The organism is Brucella sp. HL-2 (assembly GCF_025846885.2).
Classification (GTDB): Bacteria; Pseudomonadota; Alphaproteobacteria; order Rhizobiales; family Rhizobiaceae; genus Brucella; species Brucella quorumnocens.
Map to the genome: position 1 here is coordinate 187,502 of NZ_JAOYTK010000002.1, position 25,545 is coordinate 213,046.

Sequence of the window (25,545 nt, forward strand, 5' to 3'; positions counted from 1 at the left end):
CAAAAGTAGCTGGCGCCATAGAGTGTCTTAGAAGCGCGAGGTCATGCCGAGCCAGAGGCGACGGCCTTCAACAACATTGTTGAATTCGTCAACACCGATTTTCTTATCGAAAATATTGTAGACGGCCGCATTGAGGGTCACGTTTTCGCTGAACTCGTAAGAGCCGCCGAGGTCAAACGTTGCGTAACCTTTATACTTGCGCGCAAGGACTGTCTTTCCATCCGCTGCGTAGACGGGTGTACCTGCAGTTCCAATACGAGCACCTGCATTTGTTTCTTCACCGTTATAGTTACCAGCTGCCCAGGCTTTAAGGCCATCAATCGGAGTTTCCCAATCACCACGCAGGCTGGCCATATGTTTTGGCGTGCGAGCAAGCGGCAGACCGGCATATGTACCGGTTTTCTGCTCGGAGTCGGTATAGGTATAGTTACCGCGCAAAGTGACTGTATCGGTCAATTCCCAATCAGCGGTAAGTTCCACGCCCTGCATGACAGCATCGTCAATATTGAAACTACGCCACAAACGGTAGTTTGTATCCTGTTCCCAACGTACTGGAAGACCAGTTGCAGGATCTGTTACAAGTTCGTTTGCGATCTTGTCTTTGAAGTCAGTATAAAAGTAGGTCGCACCAAGACGTAAGCCTGACTGATTATCCCAGAGCACACTTGCTTCATAGCTAGTGCTTTTTTCTGGCTGCAATCCGGGTGCACCAAGAATGACACCGCAGGTGCCGTTTGGACCGTAACTACATCCTGCGCCACCCGTTGTGTAAGCATAACCGGGCGCGATCGTGCGAATTTCTGGGGCACGGAAACCGGTAGATATACCGCCTTTGAAGGTGAGTTGTTCAGTTGCATGCCAAACGGCGTAACCACGGGGACTCCAATGAGCGCCATAGATTTCATGGTGATCCATGCGAAGACCACCCGTTAATGCAAAGTCAGGCGTTAGCCACCACTCGTCTTCAGCAAAAAGTGCCCACTGCTTGACAGAGAACTCCTCATCAAGACCGGTACGATTACCTGGATTCTGATCAGTCAGTACCGATTCGATAAACTGCCCTCCCGTCACCAAAGTGTGGCTGCCGTAAAGTTCGAATGGCGTGGTGAACTTTCCATCGAGAATGGAGTTGCGGATATGAGGAGAACGCAGATTTTCGTCATATGCCGCACGAGTTGCATTCCAGTTGAAGTTGGTGCGCTCTGCAGTTTCCTGCAAGAACGAGAACTCTGACGTGGTCGGACCCCAACGACCAGTGTGGCTTATCGACCAATGGTTGCGGTCATTCAGATTATAAGCATCTGTTCCCGAAGCCGCAGTCTTGCCAACCGTTGCATCACGACGCAACTTCGTCTTCCCGACCTCAAGCATGATGTCGTGGTCTTTATTCGGAGTGATGGTGATACGACCAGTAATGTCGATATCGCGCTGTTCCGGCGTGCCACTGGTGATCTGATCTTCCTGTCGCTTGAGGCCACGCCCCCAGACCTGAACGCCAACAAGGTTAGGAACGAGAGGACCGGTAATATAATAAGAGCCTTGCAGCGAGTTTCCGAACTTGGAGTGTTGGTTCAACGTTGTGTCTACGCTGAGCGAACCGCTCCACTTGTCCGATACCTTTTTGGTGATGACATTGATAACACCGCCCATGGCGTCCGAGCCATAAAGCGAAGACATGGGCCCACGGATGACTTCGATTCGCTCTATCGCATTGGCAGGAGGCAGGAAGCTTTGTTCGAAACCGGCATTGCCGTTGGTACGAGCATCACGTGTACTCTGGCGTTTTCCATCAACCAGAATGAGCGTATAGGCACCCGGAAGTCCGCGAATATAGATATCGCGCTCCGCTGCAGGACCAGTCACTGCGACGCCCTGAACTCCTTTCAAGGCATCAGTCAAATCACGATAGGCGCCTTTTTCCAGTTCTTCACCTGGAACAACCGAAATGCTTGCAGGTGCGTCAGTAATGTTCTGTTCAAACCCCGTTGCAGACACGACGATCTGATTGAGTTTGATGCCGCCTTCGGGGCTTACTTGTTCTGCGGCTTGCGCTTCGGCCTGTTTCTTTTTCGCGGCTTCTTCCTCAGCTGAGGTTGTCTGTGCGAGAGAAACAGTTCCACTCAGAATAAGTGCGGTTGAAAGGCATGTGCCCGCAAGAATGGCTTTTGCGAAAAGCGATTTGCTGGCCAATTGCCTGTTCTGCGTACCATGAGCGCGCAATCCCCGAAACAAGCTGGTCATAAATGTCACCCTTAAAGTTGAGTTTTCTGCTCTCCTTATGTATGGCAATAAGATGACGTCAACGGTCATCTTTTATAACGATTCTAAGTTTTGTAAAACGCAACTGAACGGATGAAGCAGCAATGTCTGGCAAGCGCATGAAATCACAGGCAGAGGCGGGAATGGCGGACGGCGAAAGCTTGAAACTCGGTCAATTACGTCTGTTGATCGCGCTCGATGCCCTTCTTGTGGAAGGAAGCGTTGGAGGTGCTGCCAAACAGATGGGGTTGAGTATGGCTGCTATGAGCCGATTGCTTGGCCAAATCCGTGAAAAGTTCGATGATCCAATTTTCATACGGTCTGGACGCAACATGATTGCCACGCCCAAAGCCGAAGCTTTGCGGGGGCGCTTACGTCGTTTGGCAAATGAAACCGAAGCACTGATGAGTTTTGATGGCGATGACACGTCGAAAGCTCATTGCAAAGGCAGACATGGTTGGGCACGTACGAGCGCCATTGCTGCACCCCCGCCGCTCGGAATCCGGAGAGTCGTGAAACTTGAAAATCACCCAACACCGGAACAGCTCGCGGCACAGTTCGCCAATATTCAGGATGAAAACGATCCTGCTCGACGACTGGCAAAATACATAGCAATCACCGGGCGAAAGGTTGGCTATACGCGCCCGTTGGAAATGTATGAAGCAGAAGATGCTTTTAATACGATATTCGCAGGGGAGGCAGACCCCATGCAAATCAGTGCCTTGCTACGACTGATTCATTATCGTGGTGAAACAGCACCTGAACTCGCGGGCATGACACAGGCCGCACGCAAATATTGCTCAACAACGGCAAATACTCGCTTACCTGCGCTTGATTGGCCTGCCTACCTTTCACCGAATTCTCATCAAGCACCGTGGTTTATGCTGGCGGCAATTCTTGTCGCTCAGGCAGGTTATCCGGTAGCGCTTCACGGCAACTGTGGCACGGGCGAACTTTCAGGCAAGCTTGAGCTGGCCGCTGAAGCTCTCAACATGCCAATTACCAGTTCGCTTTCGTCGGCTGAAAGTGCCTTGAAAGCACACGGCATCTGCTTCATGCCGGTGGCGGGGTTTGCAGCGCAAGTCCATGCTTTGCTCTCGCTCTATCCGCTATTTGATTCAAGATCGTCCATCAACAGCGTCGCGCATCTGCTCAATCCGATGGGGCTTCCAGCTTCTTTCCTTGGTGTGACGCAGCCGGCTTACCGTGAATTGCATCGTGATGCAGGAGCCTTGCTCGACTTGCCTTCTGTTTCAGTCGTTTCGACAAGCCGCGATGTGGCTGAATTGGTCCCACATCACACGCATACAATCCACAGATTGTTTAATAGTCAGAAATCAGAGCTGACTCTGCCTATGTTGTCGAAGGTTGGAACTGAGAAACACACTAGCCAGACGACTTTTGAATATTGGCTTGCCGTCTGGTCCGGCACCGCCAGCGATGAGCGCGCTGAGTTGACGGTTATCGCATCAACGGCCATGGCTTTGATGACTGTTCTCCAGGCCGATAATGACAGCTATGGTCAATTCCATAAAAAGGCAGAGGAGCTTTGGAAGGCTCGTCACCAACACTGATTGTCGATGTTTTTGTGATCAATTTTTAAGCAGGCGTCGAAAACTATTCTACTTATACCGTTTTAAGAAAAAGCATTCCGGTTATGGAGGTAGAACAGCAAGCCCATGCTTTGTTTGATGTTTTTATAAACCCTATCGTTCCGCCGTAATTCATAATGCGCAGCGGGGCGATTTGATGGTCAATCCAATATTTGGTGCAACAAGCACGTCCATTTTTGAATCCATGTCGCGCCTTGCCGCAGAAACTGGATCAATTAATCTCGGACAGGGGTTTCCGGAAGGCTTTGAGCCGCAGGAGCTTGTTGAAGCCGCAATTCGGGCATTGCGTGATGGCTCGCATCAGTATCCGCCGATGCTTGGGCTTTCATCTTTGCGCAAAGCGGTTGCAGACAATGCGCGACGGTTTCTCGGATTGGACATAGATTGGGAGACCGAGGTTCTGGTCACGTCCGGTGCTACGGAAGCTCTGACCGATACGTTTCTGGCGCTGCTTGACCACGACGATGAAGTCATCGTCTTCGAGCCTGTTTATGATGCCTATGCGACCCTTATTCGCCGTGCGGGCGGCAAAGTCGTGCCGCTTCGCCTAGCACCGCCACACTGGGAATTGCCGCGCGAGGCGCTGGAAAAAGCGATTACAGCAAAGACAAAGCTGATTGTCGTCAATACGCCGATGAACCCGATTGGCAAGATTTTTGATCCGCAAGAGCTTGAGTTTCTAGCCTCCCTTGCGATTAAGCACGATCTGACGATTATCTCGGATGAGGTCTATGAGCACCTGATCTTCGACGGCAGACCCTTTCACTCGCTCTTGGCTGTGCCTGATATCCGAGATCGCGTCGTGCGGATCGGTTCCGCTGGAAAAAGCTTTTCAGTAACGGGCTGGAAAGTTGGCTATGTGACAGCTTCCGCAAAACTCCTCGCGCCGATTGCCCGCGCTCATCAATACGTGTCCTTTACCACTCCGCCTGCCTTGCAAGCCGCTGTCGCTGTCGGTCTTTCATTGCCCGACGGTTATTTCATCAATCTGCGTGAGACGCTGGCAGCGCGCCGCGATCTGTTGCTCAGCGGCTTGCGGGGCGCGGGTTTTGAGATTGCGGATGCTCCGGCAACCTATTTTGCCGTCGCCGATATCAGCGCGCTTGATCCCGATGGCGATGATCTCGCCTTTAGTCACCGCCTGACGCTTGAGGCCGGTGTGACACCAGTCCCGGTTTCTTCCTTCTACGGTGAGCGCGACGTGAAAAGCCATGTTCGCTTCTGCTTTGCCAAGAAGCAAGAAACCCTTTCAGAAGCTGTCTATCGGCTTGGTCAGTGGTCAGCAAAACAAAACTGGCGCGCGGCTTCCTGAGGCACGTCTCCCAAAAGTGGATGCCGGTTTTGGGATAAAGACATGCGAAAAAACACCCGCTTAAGAAACGGCCCAAAAAGATCATTTCGAGGAACATTTGCATGAAATATACCCCTTTCATTCGTGGCGCTCTATCAGCGGTTTTGCTTTCTATTCTGGCAGCATCGCCTGCGTTGGCCGAAAAGATACGCCTCGGTGTCACGTCCGGTCCGCATGCCCAGATCGCTGAAGCTCTGGCGCCGATCGCGAAAGCCAAGGGACTTGAGATCGAAATCGTTGAGTTTTCCGATGGCGCAATGATTGATCCGGCAACGAATGATGGTGATCTCGATGCAAATGGTTTTCAGCACACGCCATATTTGAACCAGCAGAACAAGGATCGCGGGCTTAATCTCGTAGCCGTTGGCGGTAACACAGTTCTTCTGCCGATGGCGGGCTATTCACATAAGTTCAAGACGCTCGCAGACCTGCCGGAAGGTGCACAGATCACAATCCCGAATGATCCAAGCAATGCCGGGCGCGCGCTGAAGCTGCTTGAAAAGAGCGGTATTCTCAAGCTTACACCCGGCGTGACATTCAATGCCACAGAGCTCGACATTGTTGAGAACCCGAAGAAAGTAAAAATCATTCCAATGGAAACCGCCCAGCTTGCTCGTTCATTGGAAGATGTCGATTTTTCGGTAATCACATCTCACTTCGCGCTGAGCGCCGGTCTAGTTCCAAGCCGCGACGCAATCCTGATTGAAGACCAGCTGTCCGACTATTTCTGCCTCATCGCCGTTGCGGAAAAGAACAAGGATGCGCCTTGGGTCAAGACCTTGATCGAATCCTACAAGTCGCCAGAAGTCAAAGCCTTTATCGAACAGAAGTTCGAAGGCAATATCATTGCGGGATGGTGAGATGAACCTTTCGGTTCGCATAGCTAAAACAGCACGGAGCCAGGTCGGCTCCGTACCGCCGATCATTGAGGTTAAGTCGCTGACCAAGACCTATGATCCGAAAGCTGGCGCGGTTTTAGACGACGTTTCGTTGCAGGTCGGCAAAGGATCTATACACGGTATCATTGGTCGTTCAGGTGCTGGTAAAAGCACGCTGGTACGATGCCTTAATGGTCTTGTGCAGCCAACAAGAGGTGATGTTTTCGTCGCTGGACGTCAGGTGAGCCAACTGGAAAGTCGTGAACTGCGACAGGCCCGTCGCGATATATCCATGATATTCCAACATTTTAGCCTTCTTTCCTCTCGAAGTGCTGCAGCTAATATAGCTCTCCCTATGGAATTGGCTGGAGTCCCGCGCGAAAGCATCCGCAAGCGCGTTTCTGAACTGCTTGATCTGGTCGGGCTGGATGGAAAGGCCGATGCTTATCCGTCCGAGTTGTCTGGCGGGCAGAAACAGCGTGTGGGCATTGCACGTGCTTTGGCGTTGGAGCCAAGTGTCCTTTTATCAGACGAGGCTACGTCTGCGCTTGACCCTGAAACAACCGAACAAATTTTGGCACTTCTCAAGGATATCAATCGTCGTCTTGGCCTGAGTATCGTTTTGATAACCCACGAGATGGATGTGGTGCGCCAGATTGCGGATCATGTGACAGTACTCGAGGGGGGGCGCGTGGTTGAGAGCGGCCCGACATTTGATGTTTTCGCTTTTCCAAAATCGACCATCGCACGGTCGTTTCTCTCGAGCATCGTAGCGCATGATCTGCCGCCTGAAGTTGCGCAAAAACTGATGCCAGAAGCAGTTCCCGGATCGAACCCTGTATTGCGGATTATCTTTTCGGGTGAGGCTGCCCATTCACCGGTGGTGGCAACACTTGTTCAGCGCTTTGGTATCAATCCAAATATCTTGCATGGGCGCATCGATTATATCGGCGGAAAGCCGCTCGGAATCATGACGCTGATCGCTGAAAACGGCGAGCCTGATCTTGCTGACGTCCTCGCATATCTTACTTCGCTCGATCTGCATGGAGAGGTACTCGGCCATGTTGTCTGATCTGCTTTCACCTGCGCTTGTCAACCTGCTGCTCGAGTCACTCAAGCAGACGATCATGATGGTGGCTGCTTCCGCAATTCTCTCGACCCTGATCGGCTTGCCGCTCGGCATCGCGTTGGTTGTGACTGCTCCGGGACAGTTCCTTGAGCGACCAGTTTTCAACCGCATTGCGGGCACTATCGTCAATTTGGTGCGGTCCACGCCTTTCATCATTCTGATGGTGGCAATCATTCCGTTTACCCGTCTTGTGGCAGGCACGACGGTCGGCACTTACGCGGCAATCGTGCCACTGACAGTTGCAATCATTCCGCTCTATGCGCGCCTTGCTGAGACCGCAATGCGTGAGGTAGATCAAAGTCTTATAGAAGCTGCTGAAAGTATGGGTGCAACGCCGTTGCAGATCATATTCAAGGTTCTTCTGCCCGAGGCTTTACCTGGAATTATCGCAGGCCAGACTGTCACGCTGGTGAGCCTTGTCGGTTATTCGGCCATGGCGGGTACAGTTGGCGGTGGCGGTCTTGGCGATCTCGGTATCCGCTTTGGTTATCAGCGTTTTATGCCAGAAGTGATGATCGCCGTTGTGATCATTCTTGTCGCCATCGTTCAGTCCATTCAAGTTACGGGCGATTATGCCGCTCGGGTCGTCAATCATCGCGTAGCGCGCAGCCGCCGCTTACGCTGAAATTTAGAGGAGACATAAAATGACCGCACACTCACATCCGATCAACCTGCCGCTGCTTGATATCTCTCGTTACAATGGTTCACCTGAAGAAAGGAAAAGCTTCATTGATGAGCTTCGCCGCACGCTTCATGATCATGGCTTTTTCTACCTGACAGGCCATGGTGTTGACCCTGAACTGATCTCTGATGTTGTGGCTACGGCCAAGCGCTTCTTCGCCTTGCCCACGGAAGAAAAGCTCAAGATCGAAATGATCAACACATCGCATTTCCGCGGCTATAACCGTGCCGGTCTTGAACGCACCCGTGGCGAGCAGGATTGGCGTGAGCAACTCGATATCAACACCGAAGCAGAACCCACCGAATTGGGTCCTGACAGCCCGGCATGGAAGCGTTTGATTGGCCCTAATCAGTGGCCAGAAGCACTGCCTGAATTGAAGCCACTATTGCTTGCCTATCAAGCGGAAGTCACACGCGTTGGTATAGATGTTCTGAAAGCCATTGCGCAGGCGCTTGGTCAGAGCGAAGATTTCTTCGCACAGATTTATGAGCCTCACCCGTCCCAGCTTCTGAAAATTATTCGCTATCCGGGTCGTGATGTCGCTGAAAGCGAGCAGGGCGTTGGTGCGCATAAGGACGGCGGCTTCGTGACTGTGCTGCTTCAAGACGTTGTGCCGGGTCTGCGCGTGCAGCGTGAAGACGGTGTCTGGATTGATGCACCGCCGGTGCCGGGTACGTTTGTTATCAACACTGGTGAGTTGCTTGAACTGGCAACCAACGGCTTCGTGAAAGCCGATGTTCATGGCGTTGTCGCACCACCTGCTGGAACTGAGCGCTTCTCAGTCGCCTTCTTCCTGGGCGCTCGCTATGACGCGACGATCCCTGTTATCGATTTGCCGGAAGAACTGAAGACGAAGGAACGCGGCGTAACAGTCGATCCGCTCAATACGCTCTTCCGCGAAGTAGGCCAGAACAACCTGAAGAGCCGTCTGCGCTCACATCCAGATGTGGCACGCGCCCATCATCAGGATCTGCTGGATTCCCCGGAATTCGCCAGCTTGAAGCTGGGCTCCTCTTACTAATTAAACCCATTCCTTGACGGTTGACTGTAGTCATTTTGTATATTCCGTCAAGGAACAGGTTCGGGGGTACCAGGGTATCATGTGCCTGTTGTGCCGCTTATTATAGCTGGCAGAAATCCCAGATAAAAAAGCGCCGGATAACCGGCGCTTTTTGTTTGCTCTGATGAGGTTTATCAGCCGCTGATGAGCTTGACTTCCATGAAGTCTTCGAGACCCCATTTGCCGCCTTCACGACCATTGCCGGACTGCTTGTATCCGCCAAACGGGCTTCCGGGTGCACGCGACGTTCCGTTGATCTGGATCATGCCTGCACGGAGCTTGCGCGCAACACGTTTGGCCCGCTCTGGATTGCCGGTTTGGATATAGGCCGCAAGCCCATAAGGTGTGTCGTTGGCAACGGCGATTGCTTCTTCTTCTGTATCGAAAGGGATCATCGCCAGCACAGGGCCAAAGATTTCCTCACGGGCGATTGTCATATCATTGTTTACATCAGCAAAGATTGTCGGTTTGACGAAGTCACCTTCCGAAATACCATCGGGACGTCCTGTGCCGCCGACAATCAGACGCGCACCTTCATCAATACCCTTCTGAATCAGCGCCTGAACCTTTTCAAACTGGATCGAAGAGGAAAGAGGACCGATATGTTCGCCGTCCTTGGCCGGATCATCAACAGTGGTTTTCGCGGCTGCTTTTTTGGCGAACTCGACCGCCTTATCGTAAACCGAACGTTCAACCAGCATACGTGTTGGGGCATTGCACGACTGGCCGGTATTCTCAAAGCAATGGTTCACACCGCGCTCGATGGCCTTTTCAAGGTCGCTATCAGCGAACACAATGTTTGGCGATTTGCCGCCGAGTTCAAGCGACACGCGCTTGACGGTTGCTGCAGCCGCGCGAGAAACAGCGGTGCCTGCGCGGGTTGAACCAGTAAATGACATCATGTCGATATCGGGATGCTGCGACATCGCTTCACCGACAACCGGGCCCTCGCCATTGACAAGATTGAACACGCCTTTTGGCAGACCTGCCTCATCAACAAATTCAGCAAACAGCATGGCTGACATCGGTGCGATTTCGGACGGCTTGAGGATAACCGTGCAGCCCACTGCAATTGCGGGAATGACCTTGAGTGCGATCTGGTTCATCGGCCAATTCCATGGCGTAATCAGACCGCAGACGCCAATCGGTTCACGCACGATGGCCTGATTGGAATGCTTTTGTGAAAGAATTTCTTCAAACTCGAAATTCTCAAAAGCTGCGATGAACGCCTTGGTATGCGACAGCCCGGCAGCAGCCTGAGATTCACGTGCGAGCTTGATTGGCGCGCCCATTTCCTTGGAAATTGCCTGAGCCATTTCTTCAAGACGGCGTTCATAAATTTCAACAATACGGCGAATATAGCCGATACGTTCTTCAGCGGGCGTTTCGCTCCATGATGGAAACGCTTTGCGAGCGGCTGCAACTGCGAGATCAATATCAGCGGCTGAACCTGCAGAAATTACTGCATAAGGCTTTTCGGTCGCCGGGTTGATGACCTCAATCGATTTTGCTTCAAGTGGGGAGCGCCACGCGCCGTCGATATAGAAATCCGTTTTTTGATCCAGATTTTTCTGAAGCATGATGAAGTCCTCCTTGAATGCCGTCTTTGATGGGAATGTTGTCTTTGAGAGGCGATATTCCACCCGTTTCCCTGATTTGCGCGGAGACTAGCCGCCATAAGAGGCTGCGTCAAAACAGAAGGTTCGATGGATGTATCAATTTTTCTTATTCATTATCGTAAGCTTCAAACTCGATGCCCAGCGTTTCCAGTCCCTCTTCAATGTAATCACCTAGGAGGGGGATACCGAGCAGATACTTTGCCTCGCGTCCATTGTGGCGATCACTTGCGGTTGAGAGAGCCTCTTCCCATTCCTCAGCACTGAAGTCGCCGCGCCCGACCCATACCAAGGCCAATAACTCTACTCTTTCGTCTTCATTGAGAGAACGAATGGCTGCCACCAATTCCTTACGCGTGGGATTGTCGATGGAGGCATCAAGGATATCAATATCGCCGTCATCGGAGGCATTTGAGCCGGAATTTTCATCAACTGCGGGCACCTGAACGTCATATTCACGCGCTTTGGAGATAATGAATTCGATATTCTCGATATTATTGACCAGCTCAACCATGATGTGCCTCCGTTGACGTCATTCACTACTTACCGAACGCGGGACGATAGGTGTGGTTCCGCATTTCTCTAAAGCGCACGTGCTGCACCTCTTCCTGCAGCTCGGCCAGAGAATATGCAGCCTCCGAGGAAAGTCCCTTCCAACGCATTATACCCGTGATAACCACCACCACCAAAGCCTGCTGCTTCTCCAGCTGCATAAAGGCCCGGAACAGGCTCGCCTTTCTCGTTGAGAACAGCAGAATTTAGATCTGTATGCAGTCCACCGAGGGTTTTCCGGGTCAGGATATGCAGTTTGACGGCAATCAACGGACCGTTATTCGGATCAAGCAACGCGTGAAGCGGAACCGCGCGTGTCAGCCGGTCGCCAATATAAGCACGTGCATTGTGGATGGCTGTGATCTGTGCGTCCTTGGAATAACGATTGGTAACTTCGCGATCACGCGCTTCGATCTGGTTGCGGATATGAGCGAGGTTCAGCAGCTTTTCTCCGGTTAGCCGGTTCATCTTGACGACAAGTTCTTCAATACTGGTTGCAGTAATGAAATCCTCGCCATGATCGATGAATGCCTTAACAGGAGGTGGCGGCGATTTGCCAAGGCGGCTTTTGATCAGAAGCTTCCAGTCTTTGCCGGTGAGGTCCGGGTTTTGCTCGGAGCCCGAGAGAGAAAACTCCTTGCGAATGATCTTCTCAGTGAGAATAAACCACGAATAATCATAACCCGTTGCCAGAATATGCTTAAGCGTGCCGAGGGTATCGAAACCAGGCAGATAGGGTGAGGGTAGGCGGTTGCCTTCCGCATCGAACCACATCGATGACGGTCCCGGCAGAATACGGATGCCATGATTGGGCCAGATGGAGCTCCAGTTGCGAAGACCTTCCGTATAGTGCCACATACGGTCGCCATTAATAACGTGTCCACCTGCAGCTACGGCTATGTCGATGCCGCGGCCATCCACATGCGCAGGCACACCTAGCACCATATTTTCGGGTGGGTTGCCTAGCCTGTCGCGCGGCCATGCCTTACGGACACGTTCTGGATCGCCGCCGATACCGCCCGATGTTACGATCACGCAACTGGCTGACAGTTCAAATTGACCGGCGGTGTCACGTGATGACGATTGTCCGCGTGCGACTGTGGAAGGCACAAGAATATCCCCGCGAACTCCACTTGCCTGTCCGTTGGTCATGACAATTTCATTGACACGGTGGCGGCATTTCAGTGTGAGCAAGCCATTTGAAATAGCCTCCCGCATCAGACGTTCAAAGGGAGCGACCACTCCGGGGCCAGTGCCCCATGTCACATGAAAACGCGGAACGGAATTTCCGTGACCGTGTGCTTGAGCACCTCCGCGTTCTGCCCAGCCAACAACGGGAAACCAGCGCATACCGAGACTGTGCAGCCAAGATCGCATCTCACCGGCTGCAAACTGCAAATAGGCTTCAGCACATTGTTTGGGCCAATAATCTTCCGGGCGATCAAATTGCGCTGATCCAAGCCAGTCTTGCCGAGCCAGATCAAGGCTATCCTTTATGCCTAGACGTCGTTGCTCGGGACTGTCGACCATAAACAGCCCACCAAGCGACCAGAACGCTTGCCCGCCGACTGAATTTTCGCCTTCCTGTTCAAGCAGGATGACTTTCCGCCCGGCGCTCGTGAGCTCTTGAGCAGCTACAAGCCCCGCCAGACCTGAGCCAATGATAATTGCATCCGCATTTTTCATACCCGCGTCCTCCCTCACCGGGAGAGTGGCTTATGGGAATGCTGCTGGCAAGGTCTTCTTAAGCCACGAAGAAGGGTACAATCCAATCAGCAATCAGCTTGATTGAAAGTCCGAAAAGCGTCAGCTGAACCAACAGGAAAAACGGACCGTCTGGCATGATGCGGGTGAGCTTTGCGCCGACAAATGTTCCAATAATTGCGGCAGGCAAAAGCCAAAGACCGAGCGACCAGTCGAGATTGGAAAACTGCTGCAATTGCCAATAGGGGATCAGTTTAACCGCGTTGACGATCGCAAAAAGGATGGTCGAAGTGCCGGCAAAGACGAGCTTTTCAAGATGCTGTGGCAACACATACATCTGGAAGGGCGGAGCGCCAGAATGTGAAACAAAGCTCGTAAGACCAGTCAGAATGCCCCAGAACGTTCCGCCGGGAATATCCGCCTTGCGCGCCTGACGGCGATATCTGGCGCCCACCCAGACATTGAAGCAGAAAAAGAGGCCAACAAGTCCCACAAGCATCCCAATGAACGTGCTTGAAAGATGTGAGCTGAACAACCAACCAAGCTCGATGCCGACAATAGCGGCAGGAGTAAGGATCGCCAGATTTCGCGCTGAAAAATGATGGCGGTAGAGATATAGGCCGAACATGTCGCTGACAACATAGATTGGCAGCAGAAGAGCGGCGGCTGTGACCGGCGATATAACCAACGCCATCAGTGGAACCGAAAGCGTTCCAACTGACGGCAAGCCGCCTTTCGACAGCCCAACCAGAAAAGCCGCAATAACGGCAACTGTCATAAACAACGGGGTATGTTCAAGCATTCAGACAGTTACCGTGATGCTAGTAAAATAATGGCTTATCAGCGCTTCTATCAGCTATGTGCCCATTCCCAATAGAGCGAACGCGCGCGCTTGGTAACAGCACCATACTCCAGTTTGCGTTCATCAAAGCCGATGATTGGCACAACCTTGCTCATATTGCCGGTCGAAAAAATTTCATCTGCTTCGCGGAAGTCCTGAACCTTAAGTGTCGTTTCGTGAACGTTGACGCCCGCTTCACGCAGAAGTCCAATCACGCGTTGACGCGTAATGCCGTTGAGGAAGGTGCCATTGGGAACAGGCGTGAAAACTTCGCCGCCACGAACCATGAACACATTTGACGTCGCAGTTTCTGCAACATTACCGAGCACGTCGGTCACAAGCGCATTGTGGAAGCCCTTGGCCTTGGCTTCTCGCAGCATACGGGCGTTATTCGGATAAAGGCATGCAGCCTTGGCATTGACCGGCATCACTTCGAGATAAGGACGACGGAACGATGTTGTCGTAACGGTAAAGCCCTTTGGCTCGACCATGGGAATGGCTTCGAGACAAAGGGCAAAATCGGTCGATTCAGGAGCAGCAGCAACCGTGCTGGTGTCTCCGTCCTCTGCCCAATACATGGGGCGGATATAGACGTCTGTGTCGGGAGCAAACTTCTTCAGGCCTTCGCGGGCCAGCGCTTCAATGTCATTGCCGCTCAGAGTGGGGGCGAGTCCAAGCGCCCGTGCTGAATCATTTGCGCGGGCGGCATGAAGATCAAGATCCGGTGTGACGCCTTCAAATAGACGCGCACCATCGAAAACGAGCGACCCGAGCCAGGTTGCATGCGATGCTGCACCAAGTATGCGCACATCGCCTTCACGCCATTCACCCTTGTAATAGGTCCACATTGCTCGCGTCTCGGTCATTCTATTCGTCCTTTTAAATCTCGTTCTTCCGCGCAGACCCGCGTTCGACGCTTTCGACATCAGACTAATTTTCTGGAAGACGCGCGAGTGCTGGTGGGAATTCCGAGCATGTTATAGCACGTCGCCTGAAACTGGGAACCCGTTTCAGGCCTTTCAAATAATCGGAAAGATCACGAGTGTGCGATATGTGCTGCCTTATTTTTCTTCAGCCAAGGCAGGCGATGGATCGGAAGTGGCAACGGCTGCTGGACCTTCCACGCCGCGCTGGCGTTCGCGTACAAACGTGAACAGGCCTGAAATCGTGATCAATATGATGCCAATAAGCATCGGAAGGTCGATATGGTCGTGGAAGATGAAATAGCCAAACAGGATCGCCCAGAGCATCTGGCTATATTGTGGTGAGGCAATCGCGCTTGCAGGTGCACGATGCGCTGCAAGCATCAGCAGAATGTTGGCAAGCGCCGCAAGCAGGCCATAACCAGCGAGATAGCCCCACTGAACGGCAGACGGGGTCTGATAACTTGGGATCATAAGCACGCCACAGATCAGGATCGGTCCGACAAGCCCGGCCGTATAAAGCGAGATGCGCTTTTCCTTTTTGCCCATGGCGCGGAAAATGATGATGCTGAATGCGCCGCCCAAGCCTGCGCCCAGTGCACCCAGATGACCAATAGACAATTCACGAAAGCCCGGACGCAAAACAACCATAACGCCGATAAAGCCGATCACGACCGCTGACCATCGACGCCAGCCAACCTGCTCTTTGAGGAAAATCACCGAGAGTATCGTCACAAATGCTGGGAGCAGGAAGATAAGCGCAAAAGCTTCGGCCATAGAAAGATGCGTGAAGGCTACGACACTGCCAATGACACCCATTGCAGCGGTGAGTGTACGAAGTAACCAGAGCTTTATATTTGTGGTTCGAAACATATCGAGCCACTGATCTTCGGGTTTCTTGACAAAGGGTATGGCGAGAGAGCCCAGAACAGCACCATAAAAGGCTATTTCATAGGGCGATAGCGTGCCGTCGAGAAACTTGACGCAGGCGTCGCTTACAGCGAATGCAGCATAGGACGCAAACGCGAGGAAAATACCGTAAAGCATGGTGGTGTCCGCAATGGGCTAGAGATAATCTCCTCCGCTGACCGGATTAATCGATTAAAGCCGGTTTTGCAAAAGGCAATTTTATAAAATTCAAAATAATGACCGGCCGCAATCCCCTACGACGTAGGCGATTGCGGCGTTTTCAAGAAGGCGAGCTCCATCGAAAACGCATGCCTCATTTGCAATCATATCCGTGGTGGAATTTTGTGCAAAAGACTATTTAACAGGCATCCAACGAGGAGAAAAGAAATGAACATTCGTCAGAAATTCCAGCAGTACGTTTCCCGCCGTCGCGCAATGCGTGAACTGGGTGCAATGGACGACCATCTTCTTGCCGATATCGGAGTTTCGCGTTCTCAGATCCAGAGCGCAGTTTTCGGTAAGTAATCACTGATGGCGCGGCTGATAATTAATCGCCCCGAAAGTGAAACTGAAATAAAATAACAAAGCGTCGGTACTCCAGTCCCGGCGCTTTTGTTTTTTATATGTATATTGCAAATTTATTCTATCGGTCGCTCATTTTGAACGCCTAGGAAATTTCATAAGAAATCTGCTATCTGCAAGTGGCGTCATATTTATTCGCGCCCGACAGCGATTCCATCCAATGAGACAAAACGATATTCTATTTGGGACATCTGCCACTTGAGTGGAAGGTGGCTGAAGGAGTATTGATGTGATGCGGGGGCTGGCGATGAAGATGGGTCTGTGAATAGTTATTACTGCTAACTCACCTGTCTTCATTGCCGCCAATTTATTGAGTCTTTCATGACCGAAAGTTATTTTAACTGTTAATGTGAAGCATAATTGCATTTTGTTTTATTGCCGAGCATTCACTCTGACTGATTATATGCCTTGCGTGTCGGGCGGTCACACGGTTATGTGGCTGCCCGACGGCACAAGGACCTCACCATGCTCAATCTCATCATAAATGGAACTTTGATCGGCTTAGGCGCGACGATCATTATGGACATCTGGGCATTGGTTCTTGCGCAATTTCCGGGGCAGTCTCGCCCAAATTGGGGCCTTGTGGGTCGCTGGTTCTGGCATTTACGAAAAGGCCAGATATTTCATGATGATATTGCGGCTTCAAAACCCTATGCGCATGAAGTTGCCTTGGGTTGGATCGGTCACTATGCTGTTGGCATTCTCTACGGCATTATATTTGCGCTTTATGGCGGCGCGGCATGGTTTGCGAATCCAATTTTCCTTCCCGTCTGGATATTCGGTATCCTGACCGTGGCAGCAGGCTGGTTTCTTTTGCAACCAGGCTTGGGAATCGGCTGGGCAGCATCGCGTTTGCCAAATGCCGGAAATGTCCGTATTCTCAATCTCGTCGCCCATACATTTTTTGCCCTTGGCATGTATGGCACAGGTATTATTCTGAAAACATTAGCTTAATCATATAGATAGGTTTGGTATCTGTAACTTAGACAGCTACCATTTTTGAAGCACTTTCAAAAAATAAAGCCCGAATAGGTGACTGGCGCGCTTTCGAAAGTCAGTCCAAACTAAATCACGTTAATAAACAGGCATTCTTGCGGCAGAACTGTGTTTTTGATCGCGTTGGGTGTATGGGGAACAAATCCGCTCGCGCAAAATGCGGCTGCGGCTAACAAATACGGCAATCGCAATAGATTGCACCGATTTTATCCAGCTGATCGCAAGCAATTGCCCTCGGCTGATCATTGGTGCCTTTGAAAGCGAGCTTTTGCCCTGGAGGGATCATGCTGGAAAAGCTGTTCAAATTGCAGGAACATGGCACGTCGGTGAGAACGGAAGTCATCGCTGGTGTGACGACCTTCCTGACGATGTCTTACATTATCTTCGTCAACCCTGATATTCTGTCTACAACAGGCATGGATCGCAACGCAGTCTTCGTTGCTACATGTCTTGCGGCAGCATTGGGCTCGATTGTCATGGCGCTCGTGGCCAACTGGCCAATTGGCATGGCACCAGGCATGGGCCTCAATGCTTTCTTCGCCTTTACCGTTGTCGGTGCTATGGGCTTCTCATGGCAACAAGCGCTCGGTGCGGTCTTCATTTCCGGCATTATCTTCCTGTTCCTGACGGTAACGGGTATCCGGCGTTGGCTGGTCGAGGGCATTCCGCATTCGTTGCGTAGCGCGATTGCTGCTGGTATCGGCATGTTCCTAGCCCTGATTGGGTTGAAGAGCGCAGGCGTCGTCGTTGACAATCCAGCAACGCTCGTAGGTCTTGGTGACTTGCGTGAATCTGGTCCTCTTCTCGCTATCGGTGGCTTCTTTATCATCGCAGCTCTTGACGCGCTCAAGGTTCGCGGTGCGATCCTGATCGGTATCCTTGTCGTCACCATCGCATCGATATCGCTGGGCATCACCCAGTTTGGCGGCGTGTTCTCCGCCCCTCCAAGTCTTGCGCCAACCTTCCTGCAGCTCGATATCATGGGAGCGCTGCACACCGGTATCCTGCACGTCATTCTGGTTTTCGTCCTGGTTGAAGTGTTTGATGCGACGGGCACGCTGATTGGCGTTGCCAAACGTGGCGGCCTGATCGAACCAGGCAAGCCAAACCGTCTTGGTAAGGCTTTGTTCGCAGACAGCACGGCAATTCTTGGTGGCTCGCTGCTGGGCACGTCTTCAACGACAGCTTACGTCGAAAGCGCTTCGGGCGTTCAGGCCGGTGGTCGTACAGGTCTGACGGCGCTTGTTGTTGCTCTGCTGTTCCTCGCGGCGCTCTTCATTTCGCCACTGGCTGGTTCCGTACCTGCCTATGCAACAGCGCCGGCGCTCGTTTATGTCGCTTGCCTGATGATGCGTGAATTGTCGGAAATCAAGTGGGATGAAATCACGGAAGCAGCACCAGCAGCTCTTACCGCGCTTTCAATTCCTTTCACCTACTCGATCGCAAACGGTCTTGCTTTTGGCTTCATCAGCTATGTTGTCCTGAAGGCTGTAACCGGCAAAGCGCGTGAGGTGCACTTGGCGACTTGGATCGTGGCGGCATTGTTCGTGATCCGCTTCGCATTCTTCCCAGAATAACAACAAACGCCGGGGCAACACCCCGGCGTTTTTCTTGGTGCATTATCTGGAACACATCCCCAAAAAGTGGGAACCGGTTTTCGAAATGAGATGTGCACAAAAACAAAGATATACAGCATTTCCAACGATTCATCGTAAACAGGAAATGCTCCAGTCTACCTTATTTGGGAGTTAAGGGCATGACACCGGAAGAATTGAAATTGCTCGAGAAGCTTTTTGATGTCATCGAGCAAGACATTATTCCCCTGACGGAGCAGGGCGTTGCAGATGGCAACAAGGTTTTCGGGGCAGCATTATTGCGCAAGTCTGATTTGTCTCTAGTACTTGCTGAAACCAACAACGAGACCGAGAATCCGCTCTGGCACGGTGAAGTGCATACGTTGAAGCGCTTCTATGAAATGCCGGAGCAGGGGCGCCCGGATACGAAGAGTATGGTTTTTCTGTCAACGCACGAGCCTTGCTCCATGTGCCTTTCGGCAATTACCTGGAGCGGCTTTGATAATTTCTATTATCTGTTCAGTCATGAGGATTCCCGCGACGCGTTTTCGATCCCACACGATCTGAAAATACTCAAAGAAGTCTTCACTCTAGAACCAGGCGGCTATAACCGCGACAATAGCTTCTGGCACAGCCATTCGATCCCCAAAATGGTGGCTTCGCTGCCCGAGCCGGATCGTTCCCGCTTTAAAAAGCGACTTGATGCCATTCGTGCCAAATATGACGCGATGTCTGGTGCCTACCAGTCTTCAAAAGTCGGAAATGCCATTCCATTGAATTAGAGCGCATTTCGATCTGATTGGATCAGATCGGCGCTCTAATTATCTGTTTTAACGCGCATATTTGTCCGAAAACCGTTTCACACTTTTCGGGATGCACTCTAAATCAAAGGCCGCATATCAAAAATGATATGCGGCCTTTGATTTTAGATCTTGTCGAGTAGGTTGCGCTTCTGCAGGTTCTGGATCAGCGCACGAATGCCAAACGTCCATTCTGCGCAATTATCGGTGCGATCCACCCAATTGACCAGACGCCCAAGCTTTGGTGTCGAAATTTCTACCTTGTCACCAATTTCATGGGTAAAGCCCTGACCCGCGCCACGACGGTCTTTGACCGGCGCAAACATGGTGCCGAGGAAAAGAACAGCGCCGTCTGGATATTGATGATTACGGTTCATCATCTGTCCGGCAAGATTTTCGGGGTCGCGGCTGATTGCTTCCATCGGGCTTTCGCCGGTCATCTCAAAACCATCGGTGCCGTTTACATTCAGCGAAAGCTTGAGCTTGCGCAGGACGTCCATGGTGAAGTCGCCGTCAAACAGTCGGATGAACGGACCAATTGCGCAAGATGCGTTGTTATCCTTGGCTTTGCCAAGCAGCAATGCAGAACGTCCTTCGACGTCGCGCAGATTGACGTCATTTCCGAGCGTTGCACCAACGATACGGCCGTCAGAAGCGACAGCCAGAACAACTTCCGGTTCTGGATTATTCCACTGAGAAATTGGCAGAATGCCAACGGTCGCGCCACAGCCGACTGCAGACATTGGCTGTGACTTTGTGAAAATTTCAGCGTCCGGGCCAATGCCGACTTCCAGATACTGCGACCACAGGCCCATTTCCTGAAGCAATGCTTTGACTTGTGCCGCTTTTTCGGAGCCTGCAGCAACACCGCGCAAGCTGTCCCCGATCACCGGTGCCAGACGATCGCGCACTTCGCGAGCACGGCTTGGATCGCCCTTGGCCTGTTCTTCGATTACCCGCTCAAGCATGCTGTCAGCGAAGGTCACGCCTGCGGCCTTGATCGACTGCAGATCAATTGGCGCAAGCAATTCACCCTTTTCGCCGGAAAGATAGTCGTCAAGCGCGCCGAGATCAGCAAATCGGCTTACTTCTTTCAACTCGCCAACCAACTCCTTACGCTCCAGCAAACCTGAGACGGTTGCAGAAATGTTTGAAAGATTATGCACACGGCCGTTTGCGATCAATACGGGGCAGGGACCATTTTCTTCCTTCGACCATACACGTCCGATGAGCACTGCCGAAGCGCTGTCTTCTGGCAGGATGACGGGCGAGTTCAGAGTATGCTTGTCTTGCACGGATATTCCTCCCGGTTCGTTCAGTTCAAGATGTGAATGATTGGATTTGCTGAATGAAGGCGTGATGTTCAAATCAAATGCTGGCCGCTTTTGGTCACGCTGAAAACATCACAATCCAATTCCTCCAAGATTATATTGTTGGGTTGTCTGATAACTATATATTCAATGGTTGAAAACTCTTTTATGCGTCGGGCGCCAGAATTGGAATGAAATAGCATGCCGTGCAGCTGATGTTCGCGTAGATCAGAGATTTATGATGACACAGGTCATGATCATATGGCTTGAGGTTTAAAATGCGAGAATCGTTCAATATGAATACTGACCGGCAAGTAGCACTGAAACAGGCGCTTGGATTGGATATGGTGCTGACCGATCCAGAGGCGATGCCGCGTTATTGCCGCGACTTTCCTGGCGATGTGGAGAATGCTGCCGTAGCCATTTTGCGGCCGCGTAACACAGAAGAGGTCTCGCAAGCTGTCAAGACGTGCCGCTTGCTTGGTCTTGGCATTATTCCGCAAGGCGGCAACACAGGTTTGGTGCAGGGCGGGGTTCCCGATGGTCAAAGCGATGTTGTTATACTGAGCCTTGAACGGATGAACCGCATCCGGCAAGTCGATCCCGACGATTTTTCGGCGATTGTCGACGCTGGGTGCATTCTCCTTGAAATGAAAACGCAACTCGCCGCACAGGGGATGTTCTTTCCGCTTTCATTAGGCGCACAGGGAAGTTGCCGGATTGGCGGTAACGTTAGTACCAATGCCGGCGGTGTCAACGTTCTCCGCTACGGAATGACCAGAGAACTGGTGCTGGGTCTTGAAGTGGTAATGCCTGATGGAGCCATCTTTAATGGGCTTTCAACTTTGCGGAAAGACAATCGCGGAATTGATCTTAAGCAACTGTTTATCGGTGCTGAAGGCATTTTCGGGATTGTCACCGCTGTTGCAATAAAGCTGATGCCTTTGCCCGACAAGATTGAAACTGCAATGCTTGGGCTCAATTCGCTGGAAGATGCAATCGCGCTTTATCGTCGTGCGCGCATTCAGTGTTGTGATCTGATGTCAGCGTTCGAGTTTATGCCACCAATGGCATTTACCCTCGCACAAGAGGCAATACCTGACCTCGTGGCGCCTTTAGGGCAATATCCGGCCTATGTATTGATGGAAATATCAGGCTCTGGTCTGGTCGATACTGCGGCACTCATGGAAGCCTTTTTGGGCGAAGCTTTGGAAAGCGGTCTTGTGCTCGATGGCACGATAGCTTCTTCACGCATGCAAGCACAAAATCTCTGGCAGTTTCGCGAAGGGATGAATGAGGGGCAGGCGCTCCGCGGCAAGCATTTGCGCACAGATGTATCTGTACCGCTCTCAAAGTTGGCCGCATTTGTGGCCGAGGCTGAGGCTGAACTGGCGGGAGCTCTGCCGGATTGTTTGGCTATTTCTTATGGTCATGTTGGGGACGGGAATGTGCACCTCAACGTCATTCCACGTAGCGATTTGGATAATGCGAGCAAGGACAAGAAGATCAAACGTGCCAAGCAAACCATCAATGGGGTGCTTGATCGCTATGCCGGTAGCATTAGCGCGGAACATGGCATTGGTCGTCTAAAGCGGGAGGATTTCGAGAACCGTCTTGATCCTGTACGCAAAGCGCTTCTAACCCGCCTGAAACACGTTCTTGATCCCGATGCGATCATGAACCCTGGGTGCCAGCTTTCGCTTGACTTGGGCAAAAACTGACGACAAATCAGTGGCAGAGGATATACAGGGAGGAGCAGGACGTGTTCGGTGAAATTAGACGCAACGAGCAGCTACCCGCCCGCATTGCTTCTGAAATTGTGCGCCAGATTACAGAAGGTAGTTTTCTGCCTGGGCATAAATTGCCCACCGAGCACAATCTCGCACAAAGCTTTGGCGTCAGCCGTTCCGTTATCCGCGAAGCAATTGCTCAGCTGCGCAATGAGGGGCTGATCGAAACTCGGCAGGGCGTTGGAGCTTTTGTCACCGAGCCAGATCGTCGTCATGCAATCCGCATCGAACCAGAAACACTTGCTGATCGAGATCATTTCCAAAGCCTATTTCAATTGCGTATGGCTCTTGAGATTGAAGCGGCTGGCCTTGCTGCTGTGCATCACACGGCTGAGGATATGTGCAAACTCGATGAAGCGCTGTCAGCGATGAACGGAAGAGAAAAATGGACGGATGAGGGGATTTCTGCCGATCTGACATTTCATCGCGCGCTTGCAGCTGCAACGCACAATGAATATTTCCCGCTCGTTTTAGGCTTCATTGCAGAGCGGATAAGTCAGGCAATTCGGGCGGCCCGCGCCCGCGCTGTGCTTGAAGAGATCGTCGAAATCACCATTGCAGAGCATACTGCTATTCGAGACGCGATTGCGCTGCGTGATCCCCTGAAGGCGCGCGAAGTCATGCGGAACCACGTCGTTGGTGCGGCAAGTCGCGTTAATCTTCAGCTCGAAACATTTTAAGGAAAATGAAGTTGCACATCATCGTAATGGGAGTTTCCGGCTCTGGAAAGTCGACTGTTGGAGAGAAGTTGGCCGCAGGGCTTGTTCTGCCTTTTCTAGAGGGCGACAGCCTCCATCCTAAAACCAATGTAGACAAGATGGCCTCCGGCATTCCTTTGCAGGATGAAGATCGCTGGCCGTGGCTCGATACAATTGGCGAAAGACTGGCGACAGCAGAAAACGGTATCATTGTGTCCTGCTCATCGCTGAAAAAAAGTTATCGTGATCGCTTGCGCAACGCATCAGATGGCCCGCTGTTGTTCGTGTTCCTCGATGGAAGCTTTGATGTTCTGTACGAGCATATGGGCCACCGTACCGGCCATTTTATGCCGGTGACAATGCTTGAAAGTCAGCTTGCGACCTTGGAAAGCCCTGTCGGCGAGCCGTTTGTATTTCGAGCTGATGTGGCTGACCCGATTGAGAAAATAGTTGCCGAAAGTCTCAGCTGGGTCCAGTCGACTGCGCGTGCAGACAATCTACTTTAACGGCCAGAAGAACATCAGCGTCGGTATCGTTACAAGCGCGATGATGATTGAAAGCGGCAGACCGAGCCGCGGATAATCGCTAAAACGATAGCCGCCCGGCCCCATCACCAATGTATTACATTGATGACCGATTGGCGTGAGGAAGTCACAACCTGCGCCGATCGCCACAGCCATCAAAAATGCTTCCGGTCTGAAGCCAAGCCCCGATGCGAAGCTCGTCGCAATCGGTGCCATAACCAGCACGGTTGCTGCATTGTTGAGGAACGGCGTCACCATCATTGCAGTGACAAGAATGAGCGCGAGAGCGCCAGCAGGCGGCAACTGGTGGCCGATGCTGGAAAGCCATTGAGCAATAAGCTCCGTGCCGCCCGTTGTGCGTAACGCATCGGAAACGGGAATGAGAGCGGCAAGCATCACAAGGATGGGTCCGTCAATTTCATCGTAGACTTCATTGACCGGGATAACTTTAAAGAGCAGCATGGCGACTGCTGCTGCGAAGAACGCAACTGCTACCGGAACTAAGCTGAGTGCAGTCGCACCGATTGCCGCAATCAGTATTGCCAACGGGATCAGACCGCGCCTCACGCTCCCCAGCATGAGTTTTCGTCTTGCGAGCGGCAACAGTTCAAACTCTGTAAGAAAGGTGGACAGGCTCGCCTGTCTGCCCTGCAAGACGACCACATCACCAAAGTTAAGGCGTACTTCACTCAGACGCTCCGATATACGCACTCCTGGTCTGCTGACAGCGAGCAGATTGACCTCATGGCGGGCATATAGATCGAGCTGTTGAGCATTTAGGCCGACGAGCCGGGAATTGGTTCCAATAACGGCTTCAACAGCCTCGATCTCGGTCGACCCACTCGTATCGGATGGATTGCGGTTCTTAGACAGGCTGAGCTTTCCTGAGCTAACCACGAGATCGAGCGCCTTGGGATCTCCTTCCAGCAATACAACGTCGTTTTGGAGAAGAACGGTGTCGGGCAGCGGCGTAATGCGGCTCGTCTTCCGAATGATTGACGTCACCATGGCCTCGCCTTCCGCGGGCTTGATGAGGTCGCTGATCCGTTTTCCAATGACGGAGGAATTGGCGGCTACACTTGCTTCTGACGCATAATTCTTGATCTTGATAGCTTCGTCCAGCGAGACGCTTTCGCGTGTGCGCTGGGGTACCAGCCAATAAAAAGTAACGAGATAAATCAACCCAACCGCTGCCAACACAGCGCCAACCGGCGTGAAGTCAAACATGGTGAAAGGCTCGCCCACCATCTCGCCGCGAATACGCGAAACCACGATGTTGGGCGAAGTGCCGACCTGTGTCATCAAGCCGCCAAGAAGCGCACCAAATGCCATCGGCATTAGAAATGTGGATGGCGAAACGTTGGAACGGCGCGCAAACTGAAATGCGACCGGAATCATGATTGCCAGTGCGCCCACATTTTTTAAGAATGCGGATAGAACTGTGACGATTGCCACAAGGACAGCAAGTTGCAAACGCACGCTGTTCATTTCTGGAAGAAAACGCTGGACGGCTTCTTGCATGAGGCCGGATCGAGCAACGCCTGCACTAACGATGAGTGCGCTACCAACGATGATAACGATATCGTCGCTGAAACCTGTAAAGGCCTGATCGAAGGGAACGACGCCAACCGCAACAGCCAGCAGTAGTGAGCAAAGAGCCACAATATCGTAGCGAAACTTACCCCAGATAAATGCCCCCATCATGAGAATAATCACGGCAAAGGACAGTATCTGCGGATGGGTCATTCTACGCG

Annotated in this window: 22 protein-coding genes; 13 read left to right on the forward strand and 9 right to left on the reverse strand. The window is 52.0% G+C overall.

Features of this window, described 5'->3' with window-relative positions:
* Positions 1–27: 27 nt before the first annotated feature.
* A complete protein-coding gene (locus tag OIV19_RS04045; RefSeq protein ID WP_264230754.1) occupies positions 28–2,241 on the reverse strand; it encodes a TonB-dependent receptor domain-containing protein in 2,214 nt (737 codons plus the stop codon).
* A gap of 122 nt (positions 2,242–2,363) precedes the next feature.
* Between OIV19_RS04045 and OIV19_RS04050 the strand changes: the two genes are divergently transcribed.
* From OIV19_RS04050 to OIV19_RS04075, 6 genes are all read left to right on the forward strand, one after another.
* Positions 2,364–3,833 carry a glycosyl transferase family protein gene (locus OIV19_RS04050; RefSeq protein ID WP_264230755.1) on the forward strand — a complete coding sequence of 490 codons (1,470 nt, stop codon included), beginning with the start codon at positions 2,364–2,366 and terminating at the stop codon, positions 3,831–3,833.
* A 175-nt stretch (positions 3,834–4,008) separates the two neighbouring features.
* Positions 4,009–5,184, forward strand: coding sequence for an aminotransferase (locus tag OIV19_RS04055; RefSeq protein ID WP_264230756.1), 1,176 nt, complete (start codon positions 4,009–4,011; stop codon positions 5,182–5,184).
* Between the two features lie 101 nt (positions 5,185–5,285).
* Complete coding sequence (locus tag OIV19_RS04060; protein ID WP_264230757.1) at positions 5,286–6,083, forward strand: MetQ/NlpA family ABC transporter substrate-binding protein; 798 nt, start codon at positions 5,286–5,288, stop codon at positions 6,081–6,083.
* A 1-nt stretch (position 6,084) separates the two neighbouring features.
* On the forward strand, positions 6,085–7,173 hold the full coding sequence (locus OIV19_RS04065; protein WP_264230758.1) for a methionine ABC transporter ATP-binding protein: 1,089 nt from the start codon (positions 6,085–6,087) through the stop codon (positions 7,171–7,173).
* Positions 7,163–7,855: a methionine ABC transporter permease gene (locus OIV19_RS04070; RefSeq protein ID WP_264230759.1), complete on the forward strand. Its 693-nt coding sequence runs from the start codon at positions 7,163–7,165 to the stop codon at positions 7,853–7,855. The genes OIV19_RS04065 and OIV19_RS04070 overlap by 11 nt, the downstream gene beginning before the upstream one ends.
* A gap of 19 nt (positions 7,856–7,874) precedes the next feature.
* Positions 7,875–8,933, forward strand: a complete 1,059-nt coding sequence (locus OIV19_RS04075; protein WP_151092160.1) for an isopenicillin N synthase family dioxygenase — start codon at positions 7,875–7,877, stop codon at positions 8,931–8,933.
* 173 nt (positions 8,934–9,106) lie between these two features.
* Here OIV19_RS04075 and OIV19_RS04080 read toward each other — a convergent pair whose 3' ends face one another.
* The 6 genes from OIV19_RS04080 to OIV19_RS04105 all read right to left on the reverse strand — a co-directional run bounded on the left by OIV19_RS04080 (position 9,107) and on the right by OIV19_RS04105 (position 15,655).
* A complete protein-coding gene (locus tag OIV19_RS04080; RefSeq protein WP_095445651.1) occupies positions 9,107–10,552 on the reverse strand; it encodes an aldehyde dehydrogenase family protein in 1,446 nt (481 codons plus the stop codon).
* A gap of 145 nt (positions 10,553–10,697) precedes the next feature.
* Positions 10,698–11,102 carry a DUF3775 domain-containing protein gene (locus tag OIV19_RS04085; RefSeq protein WP_151092162.1) on the reverse strand — a complete coding sequence of 135 codons (405 nt, stop codon included), beginning with the start codon at positions 11,100–11,102 and terminating at the stop codon, positions 10,698–10,700.
* 68 nt (positions 11,103–11,170) lie between these two features.
* A complete protein-coding gene (locus OIV19_RS04090; protein WP_264230760.1) occupies positions 11,171–12,826 on the reverse strand; it encodes an FAD-binding dehydrogenase in 1,656 nt (551 codons plus the stop codon).
* Between the two features lie 58 nt (positions 12,827–12,884).
* On the reverse strand, positions 12,885–13,646 hold the full coding sequence (locus OIV19_RS04095) for a sulfite exporter TauE/SafE family protein (protein ID WP_264230761.1): 762 nt from the start codon (positions 13,644–13,646) through the stop codon (positions 12,885–12,887).
* 50 nt (positions 13,647–13,696) lie between these two features.
* Positions 13,697–14,551 carry a branched-chain amino acid aminotransferase gene (locus OIV19_RS04100; protein WP_264230762.1) on the reverse strand — a complete coding sequence of 285 codons (855 nt, stop codon included), beginning with the start codon at positions 14,549–14,551 and terminating at the stop codon, positions 13,697–13,699.
* A 195-nt stretch (positions 14,552–14,746) separates the two neighbouring features.
* Complete coding sequence (locus tag OIV19_RS04105; RefSeq protein ID WP_151092170.1) at positions 14,747–15,655, reverse strand: DMT family transporter; 909 nt, start codon at positions 15,653–15,655, stop codon at positions 14,747–14,749.
* Between the two features lie 249 nt (positions 15,656–15,904).
* Here OIV19_RS04105 and OIV19_RS04110 point away from each other — a divergent pair, with 249 nt between their 5' ends.
* The 4 genes from OIV19_RS04110 (at position 15,905) to OIV19_RS04125 (ending at position 19,451) form a co-directional block, all read left to right on the forward strand.
* Positions 15,905–16,042, forward strand: coding sequence for a DUF1127 domain-containing protein (locus tag OIV19_RS04110; protein WP_084486677.1), 138 nt, complete (start codon positions 15,905–15,907; stop codon positions 16,040–16,042).
* A gap of 522 nt (positions 16,043–16,564) precedes the next feature.
* Complete coding sequence (locus tag OIV19_RS04115) at positions 16,565–17,053, forward strand: DUF2938 domain-containing protein (RefSeq protein ID WP_151092172.1); 489 nt, start codon at positions 16,565–16,567, stop codon at positions 17,051–17,053.
* A 326-nt stretch (positions 17,054–17,379) separates the two neighbouring features.
* Positions 17,380–18,672, forward strand: a complete 1,293-nt coding sequence (locus OIV19_RS04120; RefSeq protein ID WP_095444340.1) for an NCS2 family permease — start codon at positions 17,380–17,382, stop codon at positions 18,670–18,672.
* A 179-nt stretch (positions 18,673–18,851) separates the two neighbouring features.
* Positions 18,852–19,451 (forward strand): deaminase, encoded by a 600-nt coding sequence (locus OIV19_RS04125; RefSeq protein ID WP_264230763.1) that lies wholly within the window; start codon positions 18,852–18,854, stop codon positions 19,449–19,451.
* A 143-nt stretch (positions 19,452–19,594) separates the two neighbouring features.
* Here the strand turns inward: OIV19_RS04125 and OIV19_RS04130 are convergent, their stop codons facing one another.
* On the reverse strand, positions 19,595–20,764 hold the full coding sequence (locus tag OIV19_RS04130; RefSeq protein ID WP_264230764.1) for a fumarylacetoacetate hydrolase family protein: 1,170 nt from the start codon (positions 20,762–20,764) through the stop codon (positions 19,595–19,597).
* A 293-nt stretch (positions 20,765–21,057) separates the two neighbouring features.
* Between OIV19_RS04130 and OIV19_RS04135 the strand changes: the two genes are divergently transcribed.
* From OIV19_RS04135 to OIV19_RS04145, 3 genes are read left to right on the forward strand one after another with little or no spacing between them, the layout of a single operon-like run.
* Positions 21,058–22,500, forward strand: coding sequence for an FAD-binding oxidoreductase (locus OIV19_RS04135; RefSeq protein ID WP_264230765.1), 1,443 nt, complete (start codon positions 21,058–21,060; stop codon positions 22,498–22,500).
* Between the two features lie 41 nt (positions 22,501–22,541).
* Entirely contained in the window at positions 22,542–23,249 is a 708-nt protein-coding gene (locus OIV19_RS04140; protein ID WP_151092179.1) for a FadR/GntR family transcriptional regulator, read from the forward strand.
* A 5-nt stretch (positions 23,250–23,254) separates the two neighbouring features.
* Complete coding sequence (locus tag OIV19_RS04145; protein WP_264230766.1) at positions 23,255–23,773, forward strand: gluconokinase; 519 nt, start codon at positions 23,255–23,257, stop codon at positions 23,771–23,773.
* Here the strand turns inward: OIV19_RS04145 and OIV19_RS04150 are convergent.
* Positions 23,765–25,537, reverse strand: a complete 1,773-nt coding sequence (locus OIV19_RS04150) for an SLC13 family permease (RefSeq protein ID WP_264230767.1) — start codon at positions 25,535–25,537, stop codon at positions 23,765–23,767. The genes OIV19_RS04145 and OIV19_RS04150 overlap by 9 nt on opposite strands.
* Positions 25,538–25,545: the final 8 nt, after the last annotated feature.

Bases quoted from the DNA above. Each gene is read 5' to 3' on its own strand.
- OIV19_RS04045 (WP_264230754.1), bottom strand. From the start codon at position 2,241: ATGACCAGCTTGTTTCGGGGATTGCGCGCTCATGGTACGCAGAACAGG.
- OIV19_RS04050 (WP_264230755.1), top strand. From the start codon at position 2,364: ATGTCTGGCAAGCGCATGAAATCACAGGCAGAGGCGGGAATGGCGGAC.
- OIV19_RS04055 (WP_264230756.1), top strand. From the start codon at position 4,009: ATGGTCAATCCAATATTTGGTGCAACAAGCACGTCCATTTTTGAATCC.
- OIV19_RS04060 (WP_264230757.1), top strand. From the start codon at position 5,286: ATGAAATATACCCCTTTCATTCGTGGCGCTCTATCAGCGGTTTTGCTT.
- OIV19_RS04065 (WP_264230758.1), top strand. From the start codon at position 6,085: ATGAACCTTTCGGTTCGCATAGCTAAAACAGCACGGAGCCAGGTCGGC.
- OIV19_RS04070 (WP_264230759.1), top strand. From the start codon at position 7,163: ATGTTGTCTGATCTGCTTTCACCTGCGCTTGTCAACCTGCTGCTCGAG.
- OIV19_RS04075 (WP_151092160.1), top strand. From the start codon at position 7,875: ATGACCGCACACTCACATCCGATCAACCTGCCGCTGCTTGATATCTCT.
- OIV19_RS04080 (WP_095445651.1), bottom strand. From the start codon at position 10,552: ATGCTTCAGAAAAATCTGGATCAAAAAACGGATTTCTATATCGACGGC.
- OIV19_RS04085 (WP_151092162.1), bottom strand. From the start codon at position 11,102: ATGGTTGAGCTGGTCAATAATATCGAGAATATCGAATTCATTATCTCC.
- OIV19_RS04090 (WP_264230760.1), bottom strand. From the start codon at position 12,826: ATGAAAAATGCGGATGCAATTATCATTGGCTCAGGTCTGGCGGGGCTT.
- OIV19_RS04095 (WP_264230761.1), bottom strand. From the start codon at position 13,646: ATGCTTGAACATACCCCGTTGTTTATGACAGTTGCCGTTATTGCGGCT.
- OIV19_RS04100 (WP_264230762.1), bottom strand. From the start codon at position 14,551: ATGACCGAGACGCGAGCAATGTGGACCTATTACAAGGGTGAATGGCGT.
- OIV19_RS04105 (WP_151092170.1), bottom strand. From the start codon at position 15,655: ATGCTTTACGGTATTTTCCTCGCGTTTGCGTCCTATGCTGCATTCGCT.
- OIV19_RS04110 (WP_084486677.1), top strand. From the start codon at position 15,905: ATGAACATTCGTCAGAAATTCCAGCAGTACGTTTCCCGCCGTCGCGCA.
- OIV19_RS04115 (WP_151092172.1), top strand. From the start codon at position 16,565: ATGCTCAATCTCATCATAAATGGAACTTTGATCGGCTTAGGCGCGACG.
- OIV19_RS04120 (WP_095444340.1), top strand. From the start codon at position 17,380: ATGCTGGAAAAGCTGTTCAAATTGCAGGAACATGGCACGTCGGTGAGA.
- OIV19_RS04125 (WP_264230763.1), top strand. From the start codon at position 18,852: ATGACACCGGAAGAATTGAAATTGCTCGAGAAGCTTTTTGATGTCATC.
- OIV19_RS04135 (WP_264230765.1), top strand. From the start codon at position 21,058: ATGCGAGAATCGTTCAATATGAATACTGACCGGCAAGTAGCACTGAAA.
- OIV19_RS04145 (WP_264230766.1), top strand. From the start codon at position 23,255: ATGAAGTTGCACATCATCGTAATGGGAGTTTCCGGCTCTGGAAAGTCG.
- OIV19_RS04150 (WP_264230767.1), bottom strand. From the start codon at position 25,537: ATGACCCATCCGCAGATACTGTCCTTTGCCGTGATTATTCTCATGATG.